The organism is Polaribacter sp. AHE13PA (assembly GCF_019278505.1).
GTDB lineage: Bacteria > Bacteroidota > Bacteroidia > Flavobacteriales > Flavobacteriaceae > Polaribacter.
Map to the genome: position 1 here is coordinate 3,015,179 of NZ_CP058985.1, position 24,538 is coordinate 3,039,716.

Annotated in this window: 27 protein-coding genes; 17 read left to right on the top strand and 10 right to left on the bottom strand. The window is 29.9% G+C overall.

Annotation, left to right across the window (positions count from 1 at the left end; translation table 11 throughout):
• Nucleotides 1-22 precede the first annotated feature (22 nt).
• Together H0I28_RS12920 and H0I28_RS12925 are read right to left on the bottom strand one after the other, a co-directional pair.
• Complete coding sequence (locus tag H0I28_RS12920) at nt 23-769, bottom strand: uroporphyrinogen-III synthase (protein ID WP_218731880.1); 747 nt, start codon at nt 767-769, stop codon at nt 23-25.
• Nucleotides 770-786: 17 nt separating this feature from the next.
• Complete coding sequence (locus tag H0I28_RS12925; RefSeq protein ID WP_218759360.1) at nt 787-1,428, bottom strand: DUF4271 domain-containing protein; 642 nt, start codon at nt 1,426-1,428, stop codon at nt 787-789.
• A gap of 82 nt (nt 1,429-1,510) precedes the next feature.
• On the opposite strand from H0I28_RS12925, the gene H0I28_RS12930 reads away from it, so the two are divergent.
• From H0I28_RS12930 to H0I28_RS12945, 4 genes are all read left to right on the top strand, one after another.
• Nucleotides 1,511-2,242 (top strand): polyprenol monophosphomannose synthase, encoded by a 732-nt coding sequence (locus H0I28_RS12930; protein WP_218731882.1) that lies wholly within the window; start codon nt 1,511-1,513, stop codon nt 2,240-2,242.
• The gene (locus H0I28_RS12935) at nt 2,235-2,696 is read left to right on the top strand and encodes a GNAT family N-acetyltransferase (protein ID WP_218759361.1); all 462 of its coding nucleotides are present in this window, start codon (nt 2,235-2,237) and stop codon (nt 2,694-2,696) included. Before H0I28_RS12930 ends, H0I28_RS12935 begins: the two co-directional genes overlap by 8 nt.
• 87 nt (nt 2,697-2,783) lie before the next feature.
• Nucleotides 2,784-4,124 carry a dihydroorotase gene (locus H0I28_RS12940; protein WP_218759362.1) on the top strand — a complete coding sequence of 447 codons (1,341 nt, stop codon included), beginning with the start codon at nt 2,784-2,786 and terminating at the stop codon, nt 4,122-4,124.
• A 1-nt stretch (nt 4,125) separates the two neighbouring features.
• Nucleotides 4,126-4,590, top strand: a complete 465-nt coding sequence (locus H0I28_RS12945) for a DUF4296 domain-containing protein (RefSeq protein ID WP_218731885.1) — start codon at nt 4,126-4,128, stop codon at nt 4,588-4,590.
• On the opposite strand, the gene H0I28_RS12950 is transcribed toward H0I28_RS12945, so the two are convergent.
• The gene (locus H0I28_RS12950) at nt 4,559-5,584 is read right to left on the bottom strand and encodes an NAD-dependent epimerase/dehydratase family protein (RefSeq protein WP_218759363.1); all 1,026 of its coding nucleotides are present in this window, start codon (nt 5,582-5,584) and stop codon (nt 4,559-4,561) included. The genes H0I28_RS12945 and H0I28_RS12950 overlap by 32 nt on opposite strands.
• 185 nt (nt 5,585-5,769) lie before the next feature.
• Here H0I28_RS12950 and tyrS point away from each other — a divergent pair, with 185 nt between their 5' ends.
• Nucleotides 5,770-7,062, top strand: a complete 1,293-nt coding sequence (tyrS, locus tag H0I28_RS12955; protein WP_218759364.1) for a tyrosine--tRNA ligase — start codon at nt 5,770-5,772, stop codon at nt 7,060-7,062.
• A gap of 187 nt (nt 7,063-7,249) precedes the next feature.
• Here the strand turns inward: tyrS and H0I28_RS12960 are convergent, their stop codons facing one another.
• Both H0I28_RS12960 and H0I28_RS12965 read right to left on the bottom strand, forming a co-directional pair.
• A complete protein-coding gene (locus H0I28_RS12960) occupies nt 7,250-7,690 on the bottom strand; it encodes a YHS domain-containing (seleno)protein (RefSeq protein ID WP_218731888.1) in 441 nt (146 codons plus the stop codon).
• Between the two features lie 53 nt (nt 7,691-7,743).
• Entirely contained in the window at nt 7,744-8,529 is a 786-nt protein-coding gene (locus H0I28_RS12965) for an alpha/beta fold hydrolase (RefSeq protein ID WP_218759365.1), read from the bottom strand.
• 92 nt (nt 8,530-8,621) lie between these two features.
• Here H0I28_RS12965 and H0I28_RS12970 point away from each other — a divergent pair, with 92 nt between their 5' ends.
• On the top strand, nt 8,622-10,172 hold the full coding sequence (locus tag H0I28_RS12970) for a serine hydrolase (protein WP_218759366.1): 1,551 nt from the start codon (nt 8,622-8,624) through the stop codon (nt 10,170-10,172).
• A gap of 1 nt (nt 10,173) precedes the next feature.
• Complete coding sequence (gene brnQ, locus H0I28_RS12975) at nt 10,174-11,448, top strand: branched-chain amino acid transport system II carrier protein (protein WP_218759367.1); 1,275 nt, start codon at nt 10,174-10,176, stop codon at nt 11,446-11,448.
• 84 nt (nt 11,449-11,532) lie between these two features.
• Here brnQ and H0I28_RS12980 read toward each other — a convergent pair whose 3' ends face one another.
• Nucleotides 11,533-12,789 carry a polysaccharide biosynthesis C-terminal domain-containing protein gene (locus tag H0I28_RS12980; protein WP_302850258.1) on the bottom strand — a complete coding sequence of 419 codons (1,257 nt, stop codon included), beginning with the start codon at nt 12,787-12,789 and terminating at the stop codon, nt 11,533-11,535.
• Nucleotides 12,790-12,860: 71 nt separating this feature from the next.
• Here H0I28_RS12980 and H0I28_RS12985 point away from each other — a divergent pair, with 71 nt between their 5' ends.
• Nucleotides 12,861-13,847 carry a YafY family protein gene (locus tag H0I28_RS12985; protein ID WP_218759369.1) on the top strand — a complete coding sequence of 329 codons (987 nt, stop codon included), beginning with the start codon at nt 12,861-12,863 and terminating at the stop codon, nt 13,845-13,847.
• Nucleotides 13,848-13,959: 112 nt separating this feature from the next.
• The gene (locus H0I28_RS17660; RefSeq protein ID WP_302850259.1) at nt 13,960-14,082 is read left to right on the top strand and encodes a hypothetical protein; all 123 of its coding nucleotides are present in this window, start codon (nt 13,960-13,962) and stop codon (nt 14,080-14,082) included.
• A 363-nt stretch (nt 14,083-14,445) separates the two neighbouring features.
• Here H0I28_RS17660 and H0I28_RS12990 read toward each other — a convergent pair whose 3' ends face one another.
• The 3 genes from H0I28_RS12990 to H0I28_RS13000 form a co-directional block, all read right to left on the bottom strand.
• Complete coding sequence (locus tag H0I28_RS12990) at nt 14,446-15,021, bottom strand: Crp/Fnr family transcriptional regulator (protein WP_218759370.1); 576 nt, start codon at nt 15,019-15,021, stop codon at nt 14,446-14,448.
• Nucleotides 15,022-15,684 (bottom strand): 3,4-dihydroxy-2-butanone-4-phosphate synthase, encoded by a 663-nt coding sequence (gene ribB / locus H0I28_RS12995; RefSeq protein WP_218754730.1) that lies wholly within the window; start codon nt 15,682-15,684, stop codon nt 15,022-15,024.
• Between the two features lie 185 nt (nt 15,685-15,869).
• Nucleotides 15,870-16,934 carry a YbjQ family protein gene (locus tag H0I28_RS13000; RefSeq protein WP_218759371.1) on the bottom strand — a complete coding sequence of 355 codons (1,065 nt, stop codon included), beginning with the start codon at nt 16,932-16,934 and terminating at the stop codon, nt 15,870-15,872.
• A gap of 160 nt (nt 16,935-17,094) precedes the next feature.
• Here H0I28_RS13000 and H0I28_RS13005 point away from each other — a divergent pair, with 160 nt between their 5' ends.
• The 4 genes from H0I28_RS13005 (at nt 17,095) to H0I28_RS13020 (ending at nt 19,952) form a co-directional block, all read left to right on the top strand.
• Nucleotides 17,095-17,934 (top strand): helix-turn-helix domain-containing protein, encoded by an 840-nt coding sequence (locus H0I28_RS13005; RefSeq protein WP_218759372.1) that lies wholly within the window; start codon nt 17,095-17,097, stop codon nt 17,932-17,934.
• A gap of 474 nt (nt 17,935-18,408) precedes the next feature.
• A complete protein-coding gene (gene trxA / locus H0I28_RS13010) occupies nt 18,409-18,723 on the top strand; it encodes a thioredoxin (protein WP_218759373.1) in 315 nt (104 codons plus the stop codon).
• A 278-nt stretch (nt 18,724-19,001) separates the two neighbouring features.
• On the top strand, nt 19,002-19,550 hold the full coding sequence (locus H0I28_RS13015; protein ID WP_218731899.1) for a carboxymuconolactone decarboxylase family protein: 549 nt from the start codon (nt 19,002-19,004) through the stop codon (nt 19,548-19,550).
• A gap of 45 nt (nt 19,551-19,595) precedes the next feature.
• Nucleotides 19,596-19,952: a cupredoxin domain-containing protein gene (locus H0I28_RS13020; protein ID WP_218759374.1), complete on the top strand. Its 357-nt coding sequence runs from the start codon at nt 19,596-19,598 to the stop codon at nt 19,950-19,952.
• 60 nt (nt 19,953-20,012) lie between these two features.
• On the opposite strand, the gene ppk2 is transcribed toward H0I28_RS13020, so the two are convergent.
• On the bottom strand, nt 20,013-20,813 hold the full coding sequence (gene ppk2 / locus H0I28_RS13025; RefSeq protein WP_218731901.1) for a polyphosphate kinase 2: 801 nt from the start codon (nt 20,811-20,813) through the stop codon (nt 20,013-20,015).
• Nucleotides 20,814-20,980: 167 nt separating this feature from the next.
• Here ppk2 and H0I28_RS13030 point away from each other — a divergent pair, with 167 nt between their 5' ends.
• The 4 genes from H0I28_RS13030 to H0I28_RS13045 all read left to right on the top strand — a co-directional run bounded on the left by H0I28_RS13030 (nt 20,981) and on the right by H0I28_RS13045 (nt 24,534).
• The gene (locus H0I28_RS13030) at nt 20,981-21,760 is read left to right on the top strand and encodes an alpha/beta fold hydrolase (protein ID WP_218754732.1); all 780 of its coding nucleotides are present in this window, start codon (nt 20,981-20,983) and stop codon (nt 21,758-21,760) included.
• 79 nt (nt 21,761-21,839) lie between these two features.
• Nucleotides 21,840-22,844 carry a sugar kinase gene (locus tag H0I28_RS13035; RefSeq protein ID WP_218731903.1) on the top strand — a complete coding sequence of 335 codons (1,005 nt, stop codon included), beginning with the start codon at nt 21,840-21,842 and terminating at the stop codon, nt 22,842-22,844.
• 77 nt (nt 22,845-22,921) lie between these two features.
• On the top strand, nt 22,922-23,287 hold the full coding sequence (locus tag H0I28_RS13040; RefSeq protein WP_218759375.1) for a hypothetical protein: 366 nt from the start codon (nt 22,922-22,924) through the stop codon (nt 23,285-23,287).
• A 323-nt stretch (nt 23,288-23,610) separates the two neighbouring features.
• Entirely contained in the window at nt 23,611-24,534 is a 924-nt protein-coding gene (locus tag H0I28_RS13045; protein ID WP_218759376.1) for a hypothetical protein, read from the top strand.
• Nucleotides 24,535-24,538 lie beyond the last annotated feature (4 nt).

Genomic DNA, 24,538 nt, shown 5'->3' on the forward strand with positions numbered 1-24,538 from the left:
ATTTATAGAGCTATAAGAAATATTACTTCTTATTTGCTAATTTTATGTATTTATCTAAAGCCATTGTCATAGAAGGTGTTTCTGGTGACGGTGCCGTGATATCACACTTAAAACCAGCATCTGTTACAGCTTTTACTGTAGAATTACCAAAAGCAGCAATTCTTGTTTCTTTTTGCTGAAAATTAGGGAAATTCTTTAAAAGAGATTCTATTCCTGATGGGCTAAAGAACACCAAAACATCATAAAATACATCTTCTAAATCAGACAAATCACTAACGACTGTTCTATATAAATCTAATCGTTTCCAGTTTATTCCTAATTTATCTAATTCTTCTGGAATTAAAGGTTTTAATTTATCTGAACTTGGCAATAAAAACTTTTCCGTCTTATGTTTCTTAATTAATTTTGTTAATTCTAGAAATGATCTAGGACCAACATAAATTTTACGCTTTCTATATACCACATATTTCTGTAAGTAATAAGCTACTGCCTCCGACTGACAAAAGTACTTCATTGAATCTGGCACTTTAAAGCGCATTTCTTCTGCAATTCTAAAAAAATGATCTACGGCATTTCTACTTGTTAAAATAATAGCTGTAAAATTATGTAAATCAACTTTTTCTCCTCTTACTTCTTTGACAGATATACCTTCTACATGAATAAATGGTCTAAAATCTATCTTTACTTTTTGTTTATCAGACAAGTCAAAATAAGGGGAAGTTTCAGTCTTTGGTTCTGGTTGCGATACTAAGATCGTTTTCACTTTCATATGCTTCTTTTTTCTAGTTAAAACAGCAATCTAAACAGTACAAATAGCGGTGCTATTTCGACCGCGCAAAGGTACAAAATAAAATAAAACAACTCGCTAAAAACCAGCTTTTTATTAATTACCGCATGAAATATAAATCGAATAGAAAATAAAAGTGCCGAAAAATAGACTAAAAAAGGGGTGTCTAACTGTGAGTATTCCACTAAAACAATAGCTATAAGTAGAAAAAAAGAAACAGAATATAAATAGACGGACTTAGAAACTAAAAAGAAATCTAGCTTTTTATCAATCTTAAAAACTACAGAAAGCAAGAATTCTAATAGCCTTTTAATCGTTAAATATGAAAAAACAACTCCAAAAATCTGCAGAAAAATATAAAAACCTTGTTCTACAGAAGAATTATAATACAAATAGATTTTATAGGTTAATAAAGCAAGAACTGTAATCGAAAAAATAAAAATGACATTTTTAAAAGGGTTAAAAAAAGAAGTATTTTCTTCTATTTCAGATTCGATAAAACTTTCATTAAACAAAGAAGATACAGTACCTCTTAACCTTACAACACTTAACCCTCTTAAAAGGAAAACACAGGCAAACAAGCATACCAATAATATGGTAATCCAACTGTTATCTATTACTACTCTTTCTATTGCTTGCACCTATTTTTGTTTTGGTAAGATTAACACAAAATTAGTAATTAAATAATGTATATTTGTCTACTTACCACATGAAATTTTATTTATGTCAGATGCGTTAGTCATAATACCTACTTATAACGAAAAAGAAAATATAGAAGCTATTATTAGAGCCACTTTTAATCAAAAGCAAGAATTTCATATTTTAGTTGTAGACGACAATTCTCCTGATGGAACCTCAGAAATAGTAGAAAACTTAATTTTAGAATTCCCAAATCAGCTTTTTTTAGAAAGAAGAATCGGCAAAAGTGGTTTAGGTACTGCTTATATACATGGTTTTAAATGGGCCATTGCTAAAAAATATGACTATATTATTGAAATGGATGCCGACTTTTCTCACAATCCAAAAGATTTAATTCACTTGTATAAAGCTTGTAAAAAAAAGGGGGCAGATGTTTCTATTGGCTCTAGATATTCACAAGGTGTAAATGTTGTGAACTGGCCTATGAAGCGGGTTCTACTTTCTTATTTTGCTTCTAAATACGTCCGCTTTATTACTAGAATTCCGGTTTGCGACACTACAGCAGGTTTTGTTTGTTGGAAAAGAAATGTACTCGAAACCATAGCATTAGACAAAATAAAATTTATTGGCTACGCTTTTCAAATAGAAATGAAATTTAAAGCATGGAAACACGGTTTTAATATAAAAGAAGTATCTGTAGTTTTTACTGATAGAACATTAGGAACTTCTAAAATGAGTGGAAACATTATTTCTGAAGCTTTATTTGGTGTGATAAAAATGAGATTAAAAGGATTACCAAAAAAAGTTTATGAATAAAATTTCTATTAGAACTGCGAATTTAAAAGATTTAGAGACATTACTGGAGTTTGAACAAGGTGTTGTTGCTGCAGAAAGACCTTTAGATCCTTTTTTAGGTGATGGTAAATTGTCTTATTATAATATACCCGAATTAATTTCTAATGAAGACATTTATTTTATTGTTGCTACTTCTAACAATCAATTAGTTGCTTCTGGTTACCTAAGAATAGAAAACTCTAAACATTATCACAAAAATCCAAAACATGGTTATATTGGTTTTATATTTGTAAAACCAGCTTTTAGAGGAAACAAGATTAGTAATTTAATTTTAGAGTCTTTAAAAGATTGGGCAATAAAAAAAGATTTAAAAGAATTAAGATTGGATGTTTATAGCAATAATTCTGCAGCAATAAAATCTTATGAACGCTTTGGTTTTACAAAAATCTTAGTGAACATGAAAATGAGTATTTAATAGATAGGAATAGTAAAAAAACAATTAAAAACTTTACTAACTTTGCAAAAATCAGCAAAGTATTTTCAGTAAAAACAATTATAAAAAATGGTGAAATCAACTTTAATAAAAAACGCAAGAATCGTAAATGAAAACAAAACTTTTTTAGGGGATGTTCTCATTGAAAACGGAATTATAAAAGAAATTTCATCAGACATAAAAACAACTGGAGATCTTGAAGTTATTGATGCAGAAGAGAAGTTTTTAATTCCTGGTTTTATAGATGATCAAGTACATTTTAGAGAACCTGGTTTAACACATAAAGCAAATATTGCTACAGAAAGTAGAGCTGCCGTTGCTGGCGGAATTACTACTTTTATAGAAATGCCAAACACGGTACCACAAGCTACAACACAAGATTTATTGGAAGATAAATTTATAATAGCAGCAAACGATTCTTACGCTAATTATTCTTTTATGTTTGGTGGAACAAACGATAATTTAGACGAATTATTAAAAACAGATCCTAAAAAAGTAGCCGGAATTAAATTATTCTTAGGTTCTTCTACTGGAAATATGTTGGTTGATAATGAAGAAATTCTAGAGAAAATTTTCTCATCAACAAAAATGATTATTTCTGTACATTGTGAAGATGAAGCAACTATCAGAAAAAACACACAAGAGTTTGTTGATAAATACGGAGATGATATTCCCGTAAAATACCATCCGATTATTAGAAGTGAAGAAGCTTGTTATTTATCATCTTCTAAAGCAATTGAGTTGGCTAAGAAAACGGGTGCAAGATTGCATATTTTTCATGTTTCAACCGCTAAAGAAACCGAACTTTTTAGAAACGATATTCCTTTGGAAGAAAAACAAATTACTGCAGAAGTTTGTGTGCATCACTTATGGTTTTCAGATAAAGATTATGAAGAAAAAGGAACCCATATTAAATGGAATCCGGCAGTAAAAACAGAAAAAGACAGACTTGGTTTATGGGAAGCCTTGTTAGATGATAGAATTGATGTTTTAGCTACAGACCACGCTCCGCATACTTTAGAAGAAAAAACAAATGTGTATACGAAAGCACCAAGTGGTGGACCTTTAGTGCAACATGCAGTTATTGCGCTTTTAGAAAAAGTAAAAGAAGGAGTAATTCCTATTGAAAAATTAGTTGAAAAAATGAGCCATAATCCGGCAAAATTATTTCAAATTGAAAAACGAGGCTTTATAAAAGAAGGGTATTTTGCAGATATCGTTTTAATTGATACCAACAAACCACAAACTATTTCTAAAGACAATATTTTATACAAATGTGGTTGGTCTCCTTTTGAAGGCACTACGTTTTCATCAACCATTACACATACTTTTGTAAACGGAAATTTAATTTATAATAATGGTGTCTTTAATGATAATATTAAAGGAAAACGCCTTACTTTTAATCGTTAATATGAAAAATTTAAGTTATTTTTTTGTTTTTCTTTTCTTGGCATCTTGTACAAGTAACACTATTTTTAAAGAACCAGAAGACCTCATCCCTAGAGATACAATGACTTTATTACTTGGGGATATGATGATTGCTTCTTCTGCAAAATTTATACAAAACAAAAACGAGCAAAAGAAAGTAAATTACATGGCTTTTATATATGATAAGTATAAAATTGATAGCCTACGTTTTCAAAATAGCAACTTATACTATACCTCTAAAATAGATTTATATGAGGAAATGATTACCGATGTTAAAAAAAACTTAGAAGATAAAAAGGATTTTTACAATAAAATAAGCTCACGAAAAGACTCTATTAGAAGAGACTCTATTAAAAAAGTTGGAAAAAAGTTAAAAAAATTAGATTCTATAAGAAAGGAAGAAAAGATTTTAGATCCTAATTTGGAGGAATTTCAGATAAAGATTTAACGTATTTCTGAGATACCTCTTTAATAACAGTATCAATTTTCTCAAATTGAAAAGGTATTGTTTTTTCAATTTTTTCTGAGGAGTATTTAGATATTGAATGTGCACTTCTTGCTGAATACTTGCTCAACAATGGTGCTTTTCTTGAAAATAGAGACAACACCCAAGAAACTCTCCAAAAAATAGCAGTTTGCCAAGGCTTAATATTATTTGTTGGTCTTTTTTTACCGAAAGCATCTGCGATAGAAAAGAAAATTTCTTTAAAAGATTTATTCTCTGCAACTAAAATAAAACGTTCATTTTTAATGCTAGAATTCATCAATTTAATCATTGCTGCAACCACATCTTTTACACCTACAAAACCAGTAATTCCTTCTGTATAATAGCTAAAACCGTTATAAACCTGTGTAAACATTTTACCAGAACCCGCTGTAAAAAAACCACTCCCTAAAATAATACCTGGGTTTACTATAACTACATCTACTCCTTCTTGGCTTGCACGCCAAATTTCCATTTCTCCCCCAAATTTCGTTATCGAATATCCACTATTATCAGATTCTGGGTTCCATTCATTCTCTTCGGTGATAAGACCACCTTTTAGAGAATCTCCCACAGAAGCAATAGAACCTACAAAACAAATTTTATGAACATTTGCATCAATGGCAAGGTTTACAATAATCGCTGTTCCATGTATATTTACTTTACGCATTTCCCTATAATCTTTCGGATTAAAGGAAATAAATGCTGCGCAGTGATATATTTTTTCAATTTCAATAAAAGCAGGAATCATAGCAGGAACATCTGTAATATCTGCTTTAAACCATTCTATTTTAGAAATTAAGTCCTCAACATCATCCGTATAAAAAGAAAAGACTTCTTTTACTTTTTTAATTCTTTCTTCAGAACGGTAAATAGCACGTATTTTTTCATCATTCTTAACCAAATGATACAATAAATGTGCGCCAACCAAACCTGTTCCTCCAGTAACTAAAATCATAACGCGAATTTATGATATTTTCATTGATAAGTTTATCTTTGCATAATGAAAAATAGCAAATAAATAATTGCTATAAGATGTCAAATTGAGCTTGTCCAGATTGATAATTTAAACGATCAAGACACAAAACTTAAACAAGCTGAATTTGGCATTCGTATTTTGAATTGAATTAATTTAGACTTATAATGACAAATTTTGTTGAAGAATTACGCTGGCGTGGATTATTGCATGATATTATGCCAGACACTGAAGACTATTTATTAAAAAATAAAACTGCTGGTTATATTGGTTTTGATCCAACTGCAGACTCACTACATATTGGTAGTTTGGTGCAAATATTTATTTTGAAACACTTTCAAAATGCAGGTCATAATCCTATTGCTTTAATTGGTGGAGCTACTGGTATGGTTGGTGATCCTTCTGGAAAATCTGCTGAACGTAATTTGTTAGACGAAGCAACATTAGCTAAAAATATAGCCGGAGTTAGAGAAAATTTAGAACGTTTTTTAGATTTTGATGCTACCGCAGAAAACAAAGCAGAATTGGTTAACAATTACGATTGGATGAAAGATATTTCATTAATCGATTTTGTAAGAGATACAGGAAAACATATTACTGTAAACTACATGATGGCTAAAGATTCTGTAAAGAAACGTTTGAGTTCTGAATCTTCAGTTGGTATGAGTTTTACAGAATTCACCTACCAATTATTTCAAGGATACGATTTTTATCATTTATACCAAGAAAAAAATTGTAGACTGCAAATGGGTGGTTCTGATCAGTGGGGAAATATTACCACAGGTACAGAATTAATTCGTAGAAAAGCACAAGGAAAAGCGTATGCAATTACGGTTCCTTTAGTAACAAAAGCAGACGGAACCAAATTTGGTAAAACAGAAGGTGGAAATGTTTGGTTAAATACAGACAGAACTTCACCTTATAAATATTATCAATATTGGTTAAATTCTTCGGATGAAGATGCAGAGAACTTTATTAAAAAGTTTACATTTTTAGACAAAGAAACTGTAGAAAACTTAATTGCTGAGCACAAAGAAAATCCGCATTTACGTTTGTTACAGAAAAAATTAGGGGAAGAAGTTACTATTTTAACACATGGTAAAGAAGCTTATGAAAATGCTTTAAAAGCTTCTAATATTTTATTCGGGAAATCTACTGCTTCTGATTTAAAGTCTTTAGATGAACAAACGTTTTTAGATGTCTTTGATGGAGTACCACAAGCAACAGTATCTACGACTGATATTGAGGAAGGTTTAGATATGATTGGTGCTTTGGCTGCTAAAACAAATTTCTTAAAATCTAATGGAGATGCAAGAAGAGCTTTAAAAGAAAATGCAATTTCGGTAAATAAAGAAAAAATAAAAGAAGATTATTCTATTACTAAACAAGATTTAATTGCAAATAAATATGTGTTGTTACAACGTGGTAAAAAAACATATTATTTATTAGTAGTTGAGTAAATTATAAAGCTCATTCGAATATTTCTGAGATTAAAGATTGTTTTAATATCGAGTAGATATAAGCACTAATAATGAATAATCTAAAGAAGTTTCGAAATTACATAAGGGGTAAATATAAAAAAGAGCTGATTGAATCAGCTCTTTTTTTTACAACATTCACAAAATCCCCCGACATTGCTTTCAATCATCATTTTTTATTAATTTTCAACCAGTTTTTGTCTGCTTTTATTTTTAAATCTTCAGCACCTTCTTCCTTCCATAACTCTAACGTATTTATTCCCCAAGAATTGTAGAATAGATATAATTTTCCATCTCTAATCTCAAATGTTTCCGGATCTATAGAAACCTTCTCTCCTTTTGCTCCAATTGCATATGCACAATATCCTCCATAAGCAGGAACGTATTTTTTAGGTGATGTATTAAAAATTTCTAAATTCTCTTTTGATGAAAACTTAAATTGCACACCATCGTAATCTGCAACAAATCTTTTATCTCCTTTTACTGCGGTGTTGTTAAAATAAGAAACCACATCATACCCCTCTGCAACAAAACCTTTTTTGGTATTGTAATCTTGAGCATATAGTGAAGTGGAAATTATAAGAACTAAAAGTGTAATTATGTGTTTCATCGATTGTATTTTCTACATAGTCGCTGAAATTTTCGAGAAATTACAAATAAAAATTAAGATATACAGGCTTTTATGAATTTTTTTAAAGTAATAATTAGTTCTGGAGTATTTTCAATATGACTCATATGTCCGTCAGGAAAAATAATAAGTTCGGTATCTGTCTTTTTAGCCTCCACTATAGAAGTTTCTAAATCTAAAACAAGATCTTTCTCACCAACAATTATCAATTTTTTAAAATTATTTTCAGCTAAAACAGCATTGGTATTTAAGCGATTTTTCATTCCCTCATTCGCAGCAACATAACCCTGTAAAGAAGTCTGCATAGCTTCTTTTTTTACCACTTCTATTTCTTCTTTAAATTTCAATAAATTTTCTTGATTAAATAAATTTGAAATCGACATTCTTACCATGATTTCAAAATTATTCTGCACCATTTTATTTGCTCTTGTTCTTATTTTAATCCGTTCTTCAGAATCTTTTTCAGAAGTTGAGTTTAATAAGCACAAGCCCTTTATTTTAGAAGGATTCATTTTGGAAATAACCAAAGAAATATAGCCTCCAAGAGAATGGCCAACCAAAATAAATTTTCTGATTTTTAAGTGTTTTAAAACAGCTTCTATAGTCTCTGAAAACAACTCCATAGAATGTACATAACCCAAACAATCAGACTTCCCATGCCCTAATAAATCAATGGTAATTATTCTGTTTCTTTTAGTGAGTTCAGGTACAATTTTATCCCACATAGTGGAATTCTCTAAAAAACCATGTATGAGAACAACAACAGATCCTTTCCCTTGATCTGTATAAAAAATATTAGCGTTTTTGTAGACTAAAATCATAGAAACAAATATAGTGTTTGATTCGTTTTTAGAAATCTAAAACATCGTAAAACTATTTACTATATTTGGAGTAAATTCAACAACTTTATTCTATGTTTCTTAAAAAAGCAATACTACTCTCTCTTTTCCTTATTTCATTAACCTTAAACGCACAAATTAACGAGAAACAACTCGATAATTTAATAGAAGAAACCTTAAAAACTTTTGACGTTCCTGGTATTTCTGTCGGAATTTTAAAAGATGGAAAAATAGTCTACGCAAAAGGTCACGGAGTTCGTTCTTTAACCAACAAAAAAGACATGAATGAAAACACCTTGGTTGGTATTGCGTCTAATAGTAAGGGATTTACTTGTTTTGCTTTGGCGATGATGGTAGATGCTGGGAAATTAAATTGGGATGATAAAGTACGTAAACACATTCCGGAATTTGAAATGTACGATGCTTGGATTAGCCAAAATATTACAGTTCGAGATTTAGTTACACACAGAAGTGGTTTAGATTTAGGGTCTGGAGATTTAATGTTTTTTCCTGAAAACAATAATTTTACCACAGAGGACATCATTAAAAATGTAAAATATTTAAAACCATCGAGTAAATTTAGAACCGATTTTAAATATAACAACAATATGTTTATTGTTGCAGGAGAGGTTTTAAAACGTGTTAGCGGACTTACTTGGGAAGAGTTTATTGAAACTAAGATTATGAAACCCGTTGGTATGAACAACAGTAAAGCATCTTACAATAGAGTTACTAACAGAACAAATATTATTGATGCACACACAAGAACAGAAGAAAAAGTAATTCAAATTCCGCATGATTGGAGCGATACTGCAAACCCAGCTGGTGGAATTATGAGTAACGTAAACGACATGTTAACTTGGGCAAATTTTTTAATGAATGATGCTGTTACCAAAAACGGAGAGCGCTTGCTAAGTGAAGCTCAATTTCATGAACTTTGGCAATTACAAACTCCTTTAAAAGTTTCTAAAGATGATTCTTATAATTCTAACTTTAAAGGCTATGGTTTGGGTTGGTTTGTAACCGATGTTAAAGGCGGACACAAACAAGTGTATCATACTGGTGGTTTATTGGGTACCGTTACTCAGTTTACTATGATACCAGATTTAGATTTGGCGATTATCGTATTAACAAACCAAATGAACGGAAGTGCTTTTAACACCATTACAAATACGGTAAAAGACACTTATTTAGGTTATGAAAATAGAAACTGGATCGAAAAACTAGGAACTAATAATACCAAGTATTTAAAATACAACGACAGTATAAAAGCAAGTGTTTATAATAAAGTTGCAGTAGCGAAAGCAGATAAAAGCTTGCCAAGACCTTCACAAATTGTGGGTACTTATAATGATGCTTGGTTTGGTAATATGACCATTTCTAATGATGGAAATTCTTACAGTATAAAATGTGAACGCTCTGCTACTTTATTTGGAGAATTATTGCCATACAACCAAACAACCTACGTTGCAAAATGGAACAATAGAAGTTATGATGCAGATGTTTTTGTACAATTTTCTTTTGATGAAAAAGGAAATACCACAGGAGCAACCATGAAATTTATTGCACCAATTACAGATTTTAGTTTCGACTTTAATCATTTAAACTTTAAAAAAGTAAACTAAATTGAACAAAACAAGAGATATTTGGATTGCAGGTTTTGCATTATTTTCACTCTTTTTTGGGGCTGGAAATTTAATTTTACCACCAACTTTAGGTGTTAAATCTGGATCAGATTGGTGGATTGTTGTTTTAGGTTTTATCTTAACAGCCATCATTATTCCTATTTTTGCCATTTTTGCGCACGCAAGATTACAAGGAACTTTGTACGATTTTGGTAAGAAAGTGTCACCTGTTTTTAGTACTATTTTTTGTTTTTTAATATACATTATAGCGGCGGCAATTCCGTCACCAAGAACTGCTGCGGTTACTCATGAAATGGCAATTCAACCTTTTTTTGATTCACCATCTATTTTAACAAGTATTGTTTACTTTGTTTTAGTGTTTATTTTTGCGGTAAATCGCTCTAAAATAATTAGTTTAATTGGTAAATTCTTAACGCCAATTATTGTAATAATTTTATTGGTCATTATTTCGATTGCCTTTTTTACTTCTCCAAGAACCGTAAATCCATCATCCTTTAAAAACCCTTTTGTAGACGGAATTTTAGAAGGATATCAAACTTTTGATGCCATTGCAGGTGTTGTGGTTGGAGCCGTAATTATTATTTCTTTAGATTACAGCAATCACACAACTTTTTTAGAGAAAAGAACATTAATTAGAAAAGCGGGGTATATATCTGGGATTGGTTTGTTATTAATTTACGGAGGTTTAATTTTAAGCGGATCTTTATTCAGTGCTACGTTTACAGAAGATGCTACCAGAATTGAAATTTTATCTGGTTTAAGTACTAAAACCTTAGGTAATTTAGGTACTACTTTTTTAAGTGTATTGGTTGCTTTAGCTTGTTTTACAACAGCAGTTGGTATTGTTACCGGAACTGCAGATTATATAAAAGGAATTTGCAACAATTCTAAAACGGCATATGTTATTACGGCTGCAATTGCTTCCATTGTTGGAATTATTGTTGGAAGCTACAATGTTGGTTTTATTATTGATGTTGCCGTGCCTGCGTTAATGTTTGTCTACCCAATAACCATTATGCTGATTTTACTAAATGTGGTACCAGAAAAATATGCTTCTAAATTGGTTTTTAGAGGTGTTGTAATTGTAACTTTTATCTTTAGTATTCCGGATTTCTTAGGTTTTATCATTCCTAGAGAAAACTTAACCGGCATTAAAAGTTTTATTCCGCTTGCAGAACACAGTTTGGGTTGGGTGTTGCCTGCTTTGGTAGTTTTTGTTTTGTTGAATTTAATTACAAATAAAACAAATGAATAAATTAATACTTGTTGGAAACGGCTTTGATTTATTAGAAGACTAGTTAGATTGTTTATTTTTAGTAAACTATGATTTGTTTTAATCTTATTTAAGAAAAATAAATTTTAAATGGTTTCTATTTTTACCATCAAAAATTATAAACCCTAAATTAGTAATAAAATGACTAAAAAGCATAGAAATTGCGGCTCCCATTATTCTGTAAGAAGGAATTAAAAGAAGGCCTAAAGTTAAATTTATAAAACAGCCTACAATAAATCGGTATACATTTTTTTTAAGTTGATTACTATTGATGAGGTGTTTTTCAAAAACCATTCCTAGAAAAATGAATATTGGCGACCAGCTAAATATCTTTAGAGGAGTAGCGATAGAAATATAGCTTTCATTAAAAAAAGTGCTTAAAATAGAGGTTCCAAAAAATGTATAAAATAATCCTATTAGACCCCCTAATAATAGCATGTATTTATACAAAGCACTTATTTTTTTCTGATATATATTGATATCCGTTTTATAAGATTCTGCCAAAGAAGGATATAATGCATTAATTATTGAAAAACCAATACTCCAGGTAAGAGCAATGACTAGAAAATCAATAGTAGCAAAAAGACCTATTGCAGCATCACCAAAATAGTATTTTAAAATAAAATCATCAATAGAAATATAGAGAGATACTAATAAATTTGAAAGTATTAAAGGATAAGAGTTTTTTAATAAATATTTTGCCATCAATATAGAAAAATATTTATTTTTAAGTTTGATAGAGGTTTTAGTAATAAAAATAAAGCCGTAAATAATTCCTTGCAATAAGAAATCAATAATTAAAAGTGATGCAAAATATTGAATTCCAAGTTGATTTTCAACTCCATAATATTGTAATAAAACAATACAAAATAAGCTTGAAATTTTACTTATAAAAATATAATTCGTTTTTTTAATAGCATAAAAATAATATTCGAAAACATCTGTAATCCTTATAAAATAACTAAAACCAATTAAAAAGTAGAGCCAAAATAGTTCGTTACTATTATAAAAGTAATTGTAAATTAAAAGTCCAAGGAAAAATAAAATCCAGCTAAAAAGGCGCAAGTAGAACGCAGTTACTAAAATTTCTTTTGTTTTTTTCGGATTAAAAATGATCTCTCGAATACAAATTGCAGATAAGCCTAAAAATAATACAGGTGCAAAAAAGGCAATAAATGTTTCAGCAAACTTAAGTTTCCCAATATTTAAAACACCAAGTGAATTAAAAATTTTAGGAATAATAAAGATACCAACAAGTAACTGAATCAATTTTTCGGCAATAAACCACTTTGTATTAAGAAAATCTTGTTTACTAAAAAGCACAGGTATCTAATATAGAATTGAATGTATAAAGATTAAACTTTTTTTGTAATCTTGTAGCCTAAATTATTAAAATGTCTCCAGAATTTCTAAGGCGCTACTATATCTTAAAAATTATTACAAATCCAAAAGCCTTTGGTGTGGATAATGATTTATATGTAACGCATAAAGAACTTCAACAAAAACTACAGGATAAACAATCAGAATTTATTGAAAATGAATTTTTGAGTAAATTAAATTCTAACAGTCCAAAAACGGTTCATAGAGATTTGCAATTTATTAAAAATGAGTTTGGCGTTCATATTTCATTAAAAAGAGGTTATGGCTATTTTGTTAAAAGCGGTAATGTATCCGAAGAAATTACAGATATTTTTAATAGATGCGAGCACTTATTAATAAGTAAAAAAGCATCTGAAAATCATTCTTGTGTAACTACAGAAAAATCTTCATTAAATAGTAAGTTAGATTTGTTAGGGCTAATTAATGCCATAGAAAACAAGTATGTAATTCATATAAGTTACAAAGGTTGGTATGATGATAATTATTTTGAAGAAATTAGTAAAAAAGCCTTCCAACCTTTACATTTAAAAGAAAAAGATAAAGCTTGGTATTTGCTTGCGTATTGCCCTATAGATGCTAAAATCACGTCATTTTGTTTAGATAAACGTTTACAAGAAATTAGAATCTTTAAAAGAAAAATGTTAGAAGCAATTCCTTTTGATCATAATATTTATTTTAAAGATGCAATTGGTATTTTAAATGATGAAACAAAAGTAGAGAAAATCATATTACAAGTTGCCAATCATCATTTAAAGTATCTGATAAGCAAACCAATACATGCTAGTCAACGTCTTGTGGTTGAACCTGTAAAATGGAATTCAGATGCGTTAGATTACGCTGATCCTGATATTTGGGGAACGATTGAAGTTGAACTCAAACCAAATTACGAGTTTATCATGGAGATGCTAAAGTTTAACCAATGGATTAAAATTATTTCACCAAAATCTGTGGTAGATAATTTTAAAGAACATCTACAATCTATTGTAAAATACTACAAGTAATTTTTTTTAGATTTTTTTAACTTTCCTCAAATAGACTTTGTTTGTCTTTTTGACAATTCTATTTTTGAAGATTGAAATCTACATATGCCAATCGTTAAAATTTAAACATTCTATGAATGTGAAAAGCGAATATATTGGTTATGCTTTGTCTGTTTCAATTAGTACTATGTTTTCTAATCCAACGAATGAAAAAGGAAAAGTACATGTTACTTTTATGAGAGTTAAAGGTATTTAAATACTGGTTTTTAGAAGATAGAGTTATTTAAAATAAAAATAATTATGAAATTTATATTGGGGGATATAAATTTTATTAGAATAAAGAATACGCAAAAGTATCGCGTATTCTTTATTTAAAATTATTTTTTTTACATAGTATATTATTGTTATTATAGTTAAGTCTTTTGAAAAGGGAAATTAAAAATTGCTATGAATTGTAAAAGGGGAAATGATGTATTCATTTACCCCTTTTTATTTTAAGAGAGTTTTTATAACTATTTGCTGACATTAATTGTTGTCCACTTTTTAAAGTCAACTAATCACAAAACAAAATATGCGAATGCAAGACATCATAAATTCATGTTTTGATCGTGTTTTATAATCAAATTTTAGATTTTATTCTACTCAATGTTTCTTGTGATATATTGATGTAAGAAGCTACAATTTTGTTTGGTAAACGCTTAACAATGTTTGGGTTTATCTTGAATAATTGCTTGTATCGCTCTGATGCATCTAGTGTCGTAAATGAGATCAATCTCTTAGAATTATTTACATATGCCTTTTCTAAATAGATACTATAAAAATCTTTCCATTTAGGAACAATAGTCATAAGATGTCTAAAATCATCGTGCGTGATGTATAGAAGTTCACTATTTTCAACAACCTGAATGGTTTCTTGCGCAGGTTCTTTGGTTATAAAACTAACCAATTCTGTCGCAAACTGATTTTCAAAAGCAATATAACGCGTTACATCTTTCCCCTCTTCATTGATGTAAAATAATCTTAAACACCCTTTTTTCACGAAATAACTAGCCTGACTATTTTTACCATTTGAAAGTAAAATGTCATTTTTCTTTTTTTTAATTGTTTTAAAATAAGACAACACGATTTTTAAATCTTCATCATCAATATGTATATTCTTTTTTATGAAGTTAATCAGTTCAATATTATTTATCATCTATTTGTAGTCTCTTACAAATTTACGATAATGAATAATATCTTGTATTGTTAACACCATCAAATTGTGTTCAATCGCAAATTCTGAAATCGTGTCAATTTTTGCCATTGTTCCGTCGTCATTCATTAATTCACACAGTACTGCTTCTGGCTTTAAACCTGCTAATTTCATTAAATCTACGCTTCCTTCTGTATGACCTTTTCTATCCAAAACCCCATTATCTTTTGCTCTTAAAGGAAAAATATGCCCAGGTTTTGCTAAATCGTTGCTATTCGCATTTTCTTTACTCGCAGCTTTTATTGTAGTTAATCTATCTTTAGCTGAAACTCCTGTAGTAACACCTTTTCTTGCCTCAATTGAAATTGTAAAAGGTGTTTGGTAGCTACTTGTATTTTCTTTTACCATATAAGGTAACCCTAATGTATCTGCTTTTTCATTCGGCAAACAAAGACAAACAATACCACTACATTTTCTAATCATCAATGCCATTTGATTATTTGTCATATGGTGTGCAGAGAATACTAAATCACCTTCATTTTCTCTATCTTCATCATCCATTAAGATAATTCCATTTCCATTTTTAAGGTGTAATAATGCTTTTTCTAACCGTTCTTTACTGTCTTTACCAAACCTTTGTAATGTATCTAATTCTGTAAGTACCATCTTAAAATCTATTTATTTTTTCGACTGTAAAATTAAGGCTGTCTCAAGTAAAACTATTTGATGTAAGTCAATAAATTCATTTATTTTAATCTAAAGAATGATAACAAAAGAAGCTAATATTTACGTTGTGGAATTTTACTTTTTGTTGGTTTTTGTTGGTTTGAATTTGAAGAGGAAGAATTAACTTAATCCTGCTTAAATAGGTAACTTAAAACCTCTACTTTAGTCCTGAAAATTTCAACTTCTCCTACTTGGTTTTTTGTTAACCCTTTTATGTTTTGTAAACAATTCAAAGTTTCGCAAAATTCTGATTCAATATCGTTTGTATGACCATTTTTACAAATAAATTTTTCTTTATCTTTTCCTAATAAACTTTTCGAAGTTTTTATCTCTCCTGTATTTTCAAGATTATCAAAAGACTCAACTATTTTATTCATTTCAATTAAATCATTCTCTAAATAATTTTCTTTATCAATATTTAAACAAATGATAGCTATTCCAAATTCTCCTTTATTAATCAGGTTTAAAACTTTTGTTGGCGAGAATAAATTATTCTTTTTTAGTAAATTTAAAACTTGCGTTGGGTTTTCAGGCAATTTATCAAAAAGAAGGTTTATTGAAACTTCCTTATCTAATGCTCTAAAATAGTTTGTAATATTACTAATTAAAACTTTTCCTTTGTCGCTATCCATTGATATTGAACTTCCATACTCCTTTAAAAAATTATCTAATAATTTTTCTGATATAATTAAGTTTGGGTTCTGTTGAAGAAAATACCACTCCTCCTGAGAAAGAGTTTTATTATTTTGAATACTATCTAAAACTTCCCGTTTTAGAAGTTCGTTTTTCAGCAATTCATTTGATATAGAATCTTTTTTTATAAATTCTTTTTTTAAATTATTATTTAAATAATCTACAAAGACAGCTGTTCCAGAAACCGAAATCATAAACATTGATTTGTTTCCGCCAGAAATCTCATCAAAATCAATTGATAAACCTAGAATAGCATTTGCACCAAGATTTCGAGCTTTAATTTTTAAATTCTGAATAGAAGTTTCATAAATATTTTTTAACTTATTTTGATATGAACTTGAAGTTCCACCAAAAATATCTAAAAGTGATGCTCCAATATCAGAAAACAAATTAGTTCCTACCACTACATTGTTATTAATAACTCCTAAGTATTTGGATATATCTCCTCCTTCAATATTGTTCGTTGAAGTAATAATAAATTCTTGTTCCTTTTTCATATTTTTTTTAGCTGACTTAAAATGTTACTCTGAATACATATCGTTTTAATAACCTATATTCAACGTTAGTTAAATGTAGCTTAAATTAAATTTAGAAGCAAACTAATTTCATTGCAAGATTTCAACTAAATACACGACCAACAAACCACAACAACAAAATATGGCAGTTCAAGACATTGTAAAATATTCCTTTAAAGAAACCTTTTCTGTAAGTACAGTTCAATTCGAAAAAGCGTGTACCATAGATCATTCTGTGCAACAAAACGCCTATTCTATTTATTGGATTCAAGAAGGAAGCGGAACCTACAATATCGATTTTGAAAGCTATACATTTAACGACAATGTGTTGTTCTTTTTATCACCCGGACAAGTATTTACAGTAGATTCCGAACAAATAAAAACCGCCTACAAACTTACCTTTGTAAGAGATTTTTACTGCATACAAACCCACGATACAGAAGTGGCGTGTAACGGAATTCTGTTCAACAATATTTATGAAACTCCATTTGTAAAACCTTGTAAAAAAGACACCCAAAAACTCAACTTTATTTTAGAAAGTTTAATCGAAGAGTTTCAGCAAAACGAAACCGCACAGTACGATATGTTGCAATCTTATTTAAAGCAATTTATCATTTCTTCTGTTCGTGTAAAAAAAGAAAACCTCGTTATTAAAGAAGACACCGAAACTCGTCTTTTTAAAGATTTTAGCTTATTGGTAGAGCAGAATTTTAAAACCATGCATACTGTAACAGACTATGCAAACAGATTAGGACTTTCGCCAAAATCTATTAGCAAACACTTTCAGAAACTGGGTGCAAAAACGCCTTCAGACTTTATTAAAAACCGCATTTTATTAGAAGCAAAACGTCAATTAATTTACACCGATAAAACAGTAAAAGAAATTGCTTTCGAGCTTGGTTTTAACGATCCTGCCTATTTTACGCGCTTTTTTACAAAGGGTGTCGAAAAATCTCCACTTCAATTTAAAAAAGAATATTAACTGTTTATATTTTACCTCAGCTTCACTATAAAACCCCTCTTAAAGACTGATTAAAAGGGTTCATTTAGTTTTTTTCTTTCAGTTTTGTCATTTCGAAATTTTGGAAGAAATATCATAAAGTTTGGTTGGCGTTGTGTTATCACTGTTATGAGATTTCTCCTATTGTCGAAATGACAAGCTTGTGGTTTATGTTCTAGCTTCACTCAACATTTTTTAATTTTCTTGGGAGTGCCCTTATCAGGTTAGGCTTTCGCAACTCGCTTTTTAAAGTTTTATCAAACTTTAAAAGAGCTCAAACAACTTGCTCTATCCTTCACGCGTGCATTTTTGCTAACTTTTTTGTCTTGTCCAAACAGTAGGAACTTTTGTCCATTTTTAAACCTCTATCTCGGTTGCATCTTTGCAGTGTGTAACAATAACAACACAACAACAAGATATAAATCCTGCGTAAGCAGCAACTAAAAATAAGAAAAAATGGAAATTCAATTAGAAAAAACAGACTTTAACAATGTTATAGAAAACAACAGTAATGTATTATTAGATTTTTACGCAGACTGGTGTGGACCTTGTCAAACTTTATTACCAACCATCAACAAATTAGCAGACGAATTACAGGACAACATCACCATTAAAAAAGTAAATGTAGATGAATACCCAGAATTAGCAGCTAAGTTTAATGTAAGAAATATACCAACATTAATCTTCTTTATAGACGGAGCACCTGCTGACAGACATACAGGTTTAATTACAGAAAGTAGTTTAAGAAGTAAAATAGACAACTTAAAATAAGGACTACAACCATCAAAAAATAGACAACTTTTTAACGAGTCCAAAGCAAAGGAACTTTTGTCCAATTTTTGAAGCTACTATCGGTTGCATCTTTGCAGAGTCAAACAGTAACAATTAAAAAAACAACAATATGAAAACAATAGAAAACGCACAATGCCCAAACTGTTGGGGATACCAAACATACGACGAGCAACACCAAACACAACAACTTTGCGAATGCAAAGCATAATATAAAAGGAGAACAAAATATTAATAATAAAACAATTTAAAATAAAATTATGAGCACATTTAACGTACCAACAAAAAACGAAGTATCAGAAAATAACCAAGCAATTTTTAACCAATTAGAAAAAGGATTGGGTTTTGTACCAAACTTATACGCAGCATTTGCACACAGTGAAACTGCATTAGGTAACTTTTTAGCAATAGGGCAAGGAAAAACAAGTTTTTCTGCAAAAGAAAAAGAGGTAATCAACTTAGCAGTAAGTCAAGTAAACGAATGTGTGTATTGTTTATCTGCACACACAGCAATTGGTAAAATGAATGGTTTTACAGAACCTCAAATTTTAGAATTAAGAGCTGGTGAAGCTTCTTTTGACGCAAAATTAGATGCTTTAGCAAAATTTTCTAGAAGTGTATCTCTAAACAGAGGAGCTGCAACAACAGAAGCAATAGAAAACTTATACGCAGCAGGATATACAAAAGGAAACTTGGCAGATGCAATTATCTTAATAGGAGAAATTACCATTACCAACTACTTTCATAAAACAACAGATGTTGCCGTAGATTTTCCTGTAGCACAAACTTTAGAAGTAGCAACAATTTAATAAATAATCAATTTTAATAATAATAATTAGTAATACACAACAATCATGAAAAAAGTAATCGCAATTTTAGTAATCGTTTTAGGTTTCGCATTTAATACAAATGCACAAGATGTAAAAACAGTTTCTTTAGAACAAACCAAGGGTGAGTTTACTCAGAAACAACTTACATTATCTGAAGGAACGTATGTTTTTGAAGTAGCAAACAACAATGTAGGTCATAATGTTGGTTTTGTTTTAGCACCTAAAGCAGATGTAAAAGCACACATAAAAAACGCGTATGTTACTGCACAAGTAAAAAACAACACCAAAGAAAGCTCTAAAGAAGTAACGCTTAAAAAAGGTGAATATGTTTATTTCTGTCCTTTAAACCCAACACCACAATATACTTTAATCGTAGAATAATTTTCTTAATTCAAGTAGTGATTGGCGAGCAGAAATGCTCGCCTTTTTTGCATTAATAAACTAAAATTTTTCTGGCACAAAAGTTTGGTAATCCATTGGTGGTCTTACATAGGCTTTACTGTCTGGTAAAGGCGGAAGTTCAATTGGTTTTATATCCATTTTTTCATAAGGAATCTTACTTAACATATGGCTGATACAATTTAGTCTCGCTTTCTTTTTGTTATCAGAATTTACGACAAACCAAGGCACTTGCTTTGTATCTGTATGGGCAAACATTTTATCTTTTGCTTCAGAATACTCTAACCATCGCGAACGAGATTGTAAATCCATCGGACTAAATTTCCAACGTTTTAAAGGATTAGAAATACGGTTTTTAAAACGTCTTTCTTGCTCTTCATCACTAACAGAAAACCAATATTTTAAAACAATAATGCCAGATCTTACTAACATACGTTCAAATTCTGGACAAGAACGTAAAAACTCATCATATTCATCATTTGTACAAAAGCCCATTACCTTCTCTACTCCTGCTCTATTGTACCAACTTCTATCAAACAACACAATTTCTCCTGCAGCCGGTAAATATTGCACGTAACGCTGAAAATACCATTGTGATTTTTCTTTTTCTGTAGGCACACCCAATGCAACCACTTTACAAATTCTAGGGTTTAAAGGCTCTGTAAAACGTTTTATAGTTCCTCCTTTACCAGAAGCATCTCTTCCTTCAAAAAGAACGACTACTTTTAAACCTTGGCTTTTAACCCACTCTTGCATGTGCACCAATTCTGTGTGCAATATTTTTAATTCTTCGTCGTAATTAAATTTCTTTTTCTTAGTGCTAACCTTCTTTTCTTTATCCATCTACGCAATCTACGAAAATTCAAAAAAATATGAAATACATTTATTTTTAGTAGTGCTATTTTAAATTAATTATAAATAATATCGCTTAAAAAAGTACTAAAAATTACATCAAAATTAAAAGTCTTATTTTTGCACTTCAATTTTTAATAGATATCAAAAACAACTATTTGCTAAACTACTATTCATATCCGCATACAACCTCTAAAGAATGGGTTACTTTTGTTCATGGAGCCGGAGGAAGTAGTTCTATTTGGTTTAAACAAGTAAGAGACTTTAGAAAACATTTTAACGTTTTAATCTTAGATTTACGTGGTCATGGAGATAGCAAACCAACACTAAAAGATACGTTTAAAGCAAAATATACTTTCGATTCTATTACGGCAGATATTGTTGAAGTGATTGATTATTTAAAAATTAAAAAATCTCATTTTATTGGTATTTCTTTAGGTACTATTTTAATTAGAAATCTTGCAGAAAAAAGACCAGAAATGGTAAAAAGCATGATTATGGGTGGTGCTATTATAAAAATGAATTTCCGCTCTCAAGTATTAATGAAAGTCGGTAATATCTTTAAATCTGTAGTACCTTATATGATGCTTTACAAGCTCTTTGCCTTTATTATTATGCCAAAGAAAAATCATAAAAACTCTCGATTACTATTTGTAAACGAAGCTAAAAAATTATATCAAAAAGAATTTTTACGTTGGTTTAAATTAACATCAGAAATAAACCCTTTATTACGTTTTTTTAGAACAAAAGATATTAAAATCCCTACATTATATGTAATGGGAGCCGAAGATCATTTGTTTTTACCTTCTATAAAAAACATTGTTTCTAAACATGTTACAGCATCACTTTTTGTAATTGAAAATTGCGGTCATGTGGTAAATGTAGAACAGCCAGAAATGTTTAACAACCAAACAATCCGTTTTATTACATCTTTATAATTTCATTCATTTAATTCCGTGTAAAACACTTTTTTAATAAATTTTTATGAGGTATATTTACCTTATAAACATTTTTATTATGAATCAGATAATTACATTTGGAGAGGTTTTAATGCGAATTTCGCCTTCAGGAAACAAAAAATTTATTCAATCTAACCAAGTAGAATTTTATTTTGGTGGTACAGAATTAAATGTTGGTATTTCTGTAGCCAATTTTGGACAAGATGTAAAACATATTTCATGTGTTTCTGATGATTTTATAGGTGATACCGCTATTTCTTTTCTAAGAAAATTTGACGTTAGTACTTCTGCAATTGTTCGCTCTAGCAGACCTTTAGGTGTTTATTTTTTAGAAGTTGGTGCTGTTATGAGACCGAGTTCTATTTCTTATAATAGATCTCACTCTTCTTTTTCTGAAATTCAACCAGAAATGGTAGATTGGGAAAAATCTTTAAAAAAAGGAAAATGGTTTCATTGGACAGGTATCACTCCTGCACTTTGTAAAGGTGGTTATGAAACTTTAAAAGAAGGATTAATCCTTGCCCAAAAAAAAGGTATGGGAATTTCTGTGGATCCTACCTACAGAAGTGGTTTATGGAAATGGGGAGGCACTCCAAAAGAAGTTCTATCTGAATTAGTGAATTATTCTACCGTTTTTATTGGTGGTGTAAATGAAATAAATGAACTTTTAGAAACTAATTTCTCTTATTCTAACGACGATTTTATTGAAGCTAGTAAACAGTTAATGGAGAAGTATCCTACCATAGAAAAAGTATTTGATAAAATAAGAACTTCTATCAATTCTTCTTGGCATAAAATTAGAGCGAGGATGTGGAATGGTAAAGAATTTAAAGAAACTCAAGATTTAGACATTACGCATATTGTAGACAGAATTGGTACTGGTGATGCTTTTGCTGCCGGAATAATTCATGGTCTACAAAAATTTGATGACTATAAAGCTATGGAATTTGGTAGCGCAGCGTGTGCCATTAAACATACCTATTTAGGTGATATTAATTACGCAAATGAAAAAGAAGTAATGAGTATTCTAGAAGGAAACACCACAGGCAGATTGCAGCGATAAAAAACTAAAAATATAACCCATTTTTTATAAGATTATTAACCTTAGGAAGTTTTATAAAAAAACAAGATATTTGCATTGTGAAAATAGCAGCAATCTTTTTATCGTTATTCTTGCTTTCTAAGCCCTTGCTTCCATTATTGGAATATGCTGCTTTTTACGATTATATTAAAAATGAACTTTGTGAAAACATAGAAACTCCAGAGTTACAGTGTAACGGAAAATGTCATTTAGCAAAACAGATTGTGAAGGCAGGAGATTCTGAAAATGGTAATGAAAAAAACCAATCTTTTAAAGTAGAAATTTCTATCGTTTATTTTCAAGAAACAACTCATAATGATTCCGTTATTTTGTCTAAAGACGAAAAATTTAAAATAAGTACTTCATATAATAACACCTATAAATTCCATTATACGGATGTTGTTTTTCACCCACCACTCGTTTAATTTCTTCATACTAAGAAACGTAATACACCAACACCAAATAATTGGTGCTTAATTAATTTAATTAGGCTTCTAATTATGTGCTATCAATTAGAAATAATTAATAGTAAAAAACAACGCACAGTTAAGTTTTTTTTTAACAAAAGCTTTTTACGCGGTGTTTGGTAAGCGCGTTTCCTAACGATTTCTTTTTAGTAGTAAAAATGCAATTATAGCAATTGTGTTTAGCTGATAATGTGCAATATACTTTCTTAAAAACGAATAATTGTTCACCTTTTGCTGCTACTATTTTTTCAACAGTTTTTTAATAAAACAGTCCTAAAATAATGAAACATTTACAGATAATTGTAATTGCAATTTCTATTGTAATAACTTCTTGTACGCTAGATAAAACAGATTACGAAGCAGAATTAATTGTAGAAACAACAGAATATATTGAATTCGAAGAAGTAACTACCATAAATAATGAGGATTATAACATTAGCATAGAAGCTTTAAATGGTACTTTATATAAAGGTTATAATGAAGTTCATCTAAAAGTCATCAGCTTAAAAACCGGTGAAAGTATAGAGAGTTCACAAATTACCTTTTTGCCAATTATGACCGATGCAAATGGAAACAAATCTTCTTGTCCGCACGAATATGACCTAACATACAATGCTACGGAAGGGTATTACAAAGGATATGTTGTGTTTACAAATGAGAGTAGCTCTACAGTAGATTGGCAGTTGTATATCGATTTTACAGATAATAATGAAACTCAATCTATCGATAAAGTTATCACTGTAGAAGCGCAAACAAATATGAACCTAAACATGACGGCTTTTACAGGCAATGATAACGAGCAGTATTTTATTGCTTTAGTTGCACCTCAAAGTCCGCGTGTGGCACAAAACGATTTGGTTGCTGGTATTTACAAATACAACAAGCCAGCTAATGCGGCAGGAGAATTTCCTGATGTTACGCAATTTTCGTATTCAGCTGTAGAAAATCACACCTTGTTATTAGATCCAAGAATGCCAGAACCTTCTATGGGAAATCATTCATCACTTTATAATGAAGATTTATCCCAAGAAAGCGATGGTTTGTACCATGGAGTAGTAAATTATACCATGACAGGGAACTGGACGTTGAACCTCATTTTAAAAGATGAAAATAAACAAATAATAAAAGGAAACGAAGTTTCTACCGAATTTACTCCTGGAGTAGAAGGAGAAAGAGGTGAACTTCATATTGATATCTTATTTTAAAAAT

Excerpts from the sequence above, each read along its gene's own strand:
- H0I28_RS13045 (WP_218759376.1), top strand. The coding sequence starts at position 23,611 with ATGAAACATTTACAGATAATTGTAATTGCAATTTCTATTGTAATAACT.
- H0I28_RS12965 (WP_218759365.1), bottom strand. The coding sequence starts at position 8,529 with ATGATTTTAGTCTACAAAAACGCTAATATTTTTTATACAGATCAAGGG.
- H0I28_RS12920 (WP_218731880.1), bottom strand. The coding sequence starts at position 769 with ATGAAAGTGAAAACGATCTTAGTATCGCAACCAGAACCAAAGACTGAA.
- ribB (WP_218754730.1), bottom strand. The coding sequence starts at position 15,684 with ATGGTACTTACAGAATTAGATACATTACAAAGGTTTGGTAAAGACAGT.
- H0I28_RS13005 (WP_218759372.1), top strand. The coding sequence starts at position 17,095 with ATGGCAGTTCAAGACATTGTAAAATATTCCTTTAAAGAAACCTTTTCT.
- H0I28_RS13020 (WP_218759374.1), top strand. The coding sequence starts at position 19,596 with ATGAAAAAAGTAATCGCAATTTTAGTAATCGTTTTAGGTTTCGCATTT.
- H0I28_RS12945 (WP_218731885.1), top strand. The coding sequence starts at position 4,126 with ATGAAAAATTTAAGTTATTTTTTTGTTTTTCTTTTCTTGGCATCTTGT.
- H0I28_RS12930 (WP_218731882.1), top strand. The coding sequence starts at position 1,511 with ATGTCAGATGCGTTAGTCATAATACCTACTTATAACGAAAAAGAAAAT.
- H0I28_RS13000 (WP_218759371.1), bottom strand. The coding sequence starts at position 16,934 with ATGAAAAAGGAACAAGAATTTATTATTACTTCAACGAACAATATTGAA.
- H0I28_RS12950 (WP_218759363.1), bottom strand. The coding sequence starts at position 5,584 with ATGATTTTAGTTACTGGAGGAACAGGTTTGGTTGGCGCACATTTATTG.
- H0I28_RS17660 (WP_302850259.1), top strand. The coding sequence starts at position 13,960 with ATGAATGTGAAAAGCGAATATATTGGTTATGCTTTGTCTGTTTCAATT.
- ppk2 (WP_218731901.1), bottom strand. The coding sequence starts at position 20,813 with ATGGATAAAGAAAAGAAGGTTAGCACTAAGAAAAAGAAATTTAATTAC.
- trxA (WP_218759373.1), top strand. The coding sequence starts at position 18,409 with ATGGAAATTCAATTAGAAAAAACAGACTTTAACAATGTTATAGAAAAC.
- H0I28_RS12940 (WP_218759362.1), top strand. The coding sequence starts at position 2,784 with ATGGTGAAATCAACTTTAATAAAAAACGCAAGAATCGTAAATGAAAAC.
- H0I28_RS12935 (WP_218759361.1), top strand. The coding sequence starts at position 2,235 with ATGAATAAAATTTCTATTAGAACTGCGAATTTAAAAGATTTAGAGACA.
- tyrS (WP_218759364.1), top strand. The coding sequence starts at position 5,770 with ATGACAAATTTTGTTGAAGAATTACGCTGGCGTGGATTATTGCATGAT.
- H0I28_RS12970 (WP_218759366.1), top strand. The coding sequence starts at position 8,622 with ATGTTTCTTAAAAAAGCAATACTACTCTCTCTTTTCCTTATTTCATTA.
- H0I28_RS12960 (WP_218731888.1), bottom strand. The coding sequence starts at position 7,690 with ATGAAACACATAATTACACTTTTAGTTCTTATAATTTCCACTTCACTA.
- H0I28_RS12985 (WP_218759369.1), top strand. The coding sequence starts at position 12,861 with ATGTCTCCAGAATTTCTAAGGCGCTACTATATCTTAAAAATTATTACA.
- H0I28_RS13015 (WP_218731899.1), top strand. The coding sequence starts at position 19,002 with ATGAGCACATTTAACGTACCAACAAAAAACGAAGTATCAGAAAATAAC.
- H0I28_RS13035 (WP_218731903.1), top strand. The coding sequence starts at position 21,840 with ATGAATCAGATAATTACATTTGGAGAGGTTTTAATGCGAATTTCGCCT.
- H0I28_RS12990 (WP_218759370.1), bottom strand. The coding sequence starts at position 15,021 with ATGATAAATAATATTGAACTGATTAACTTCATAAAAAAGAATATACAT.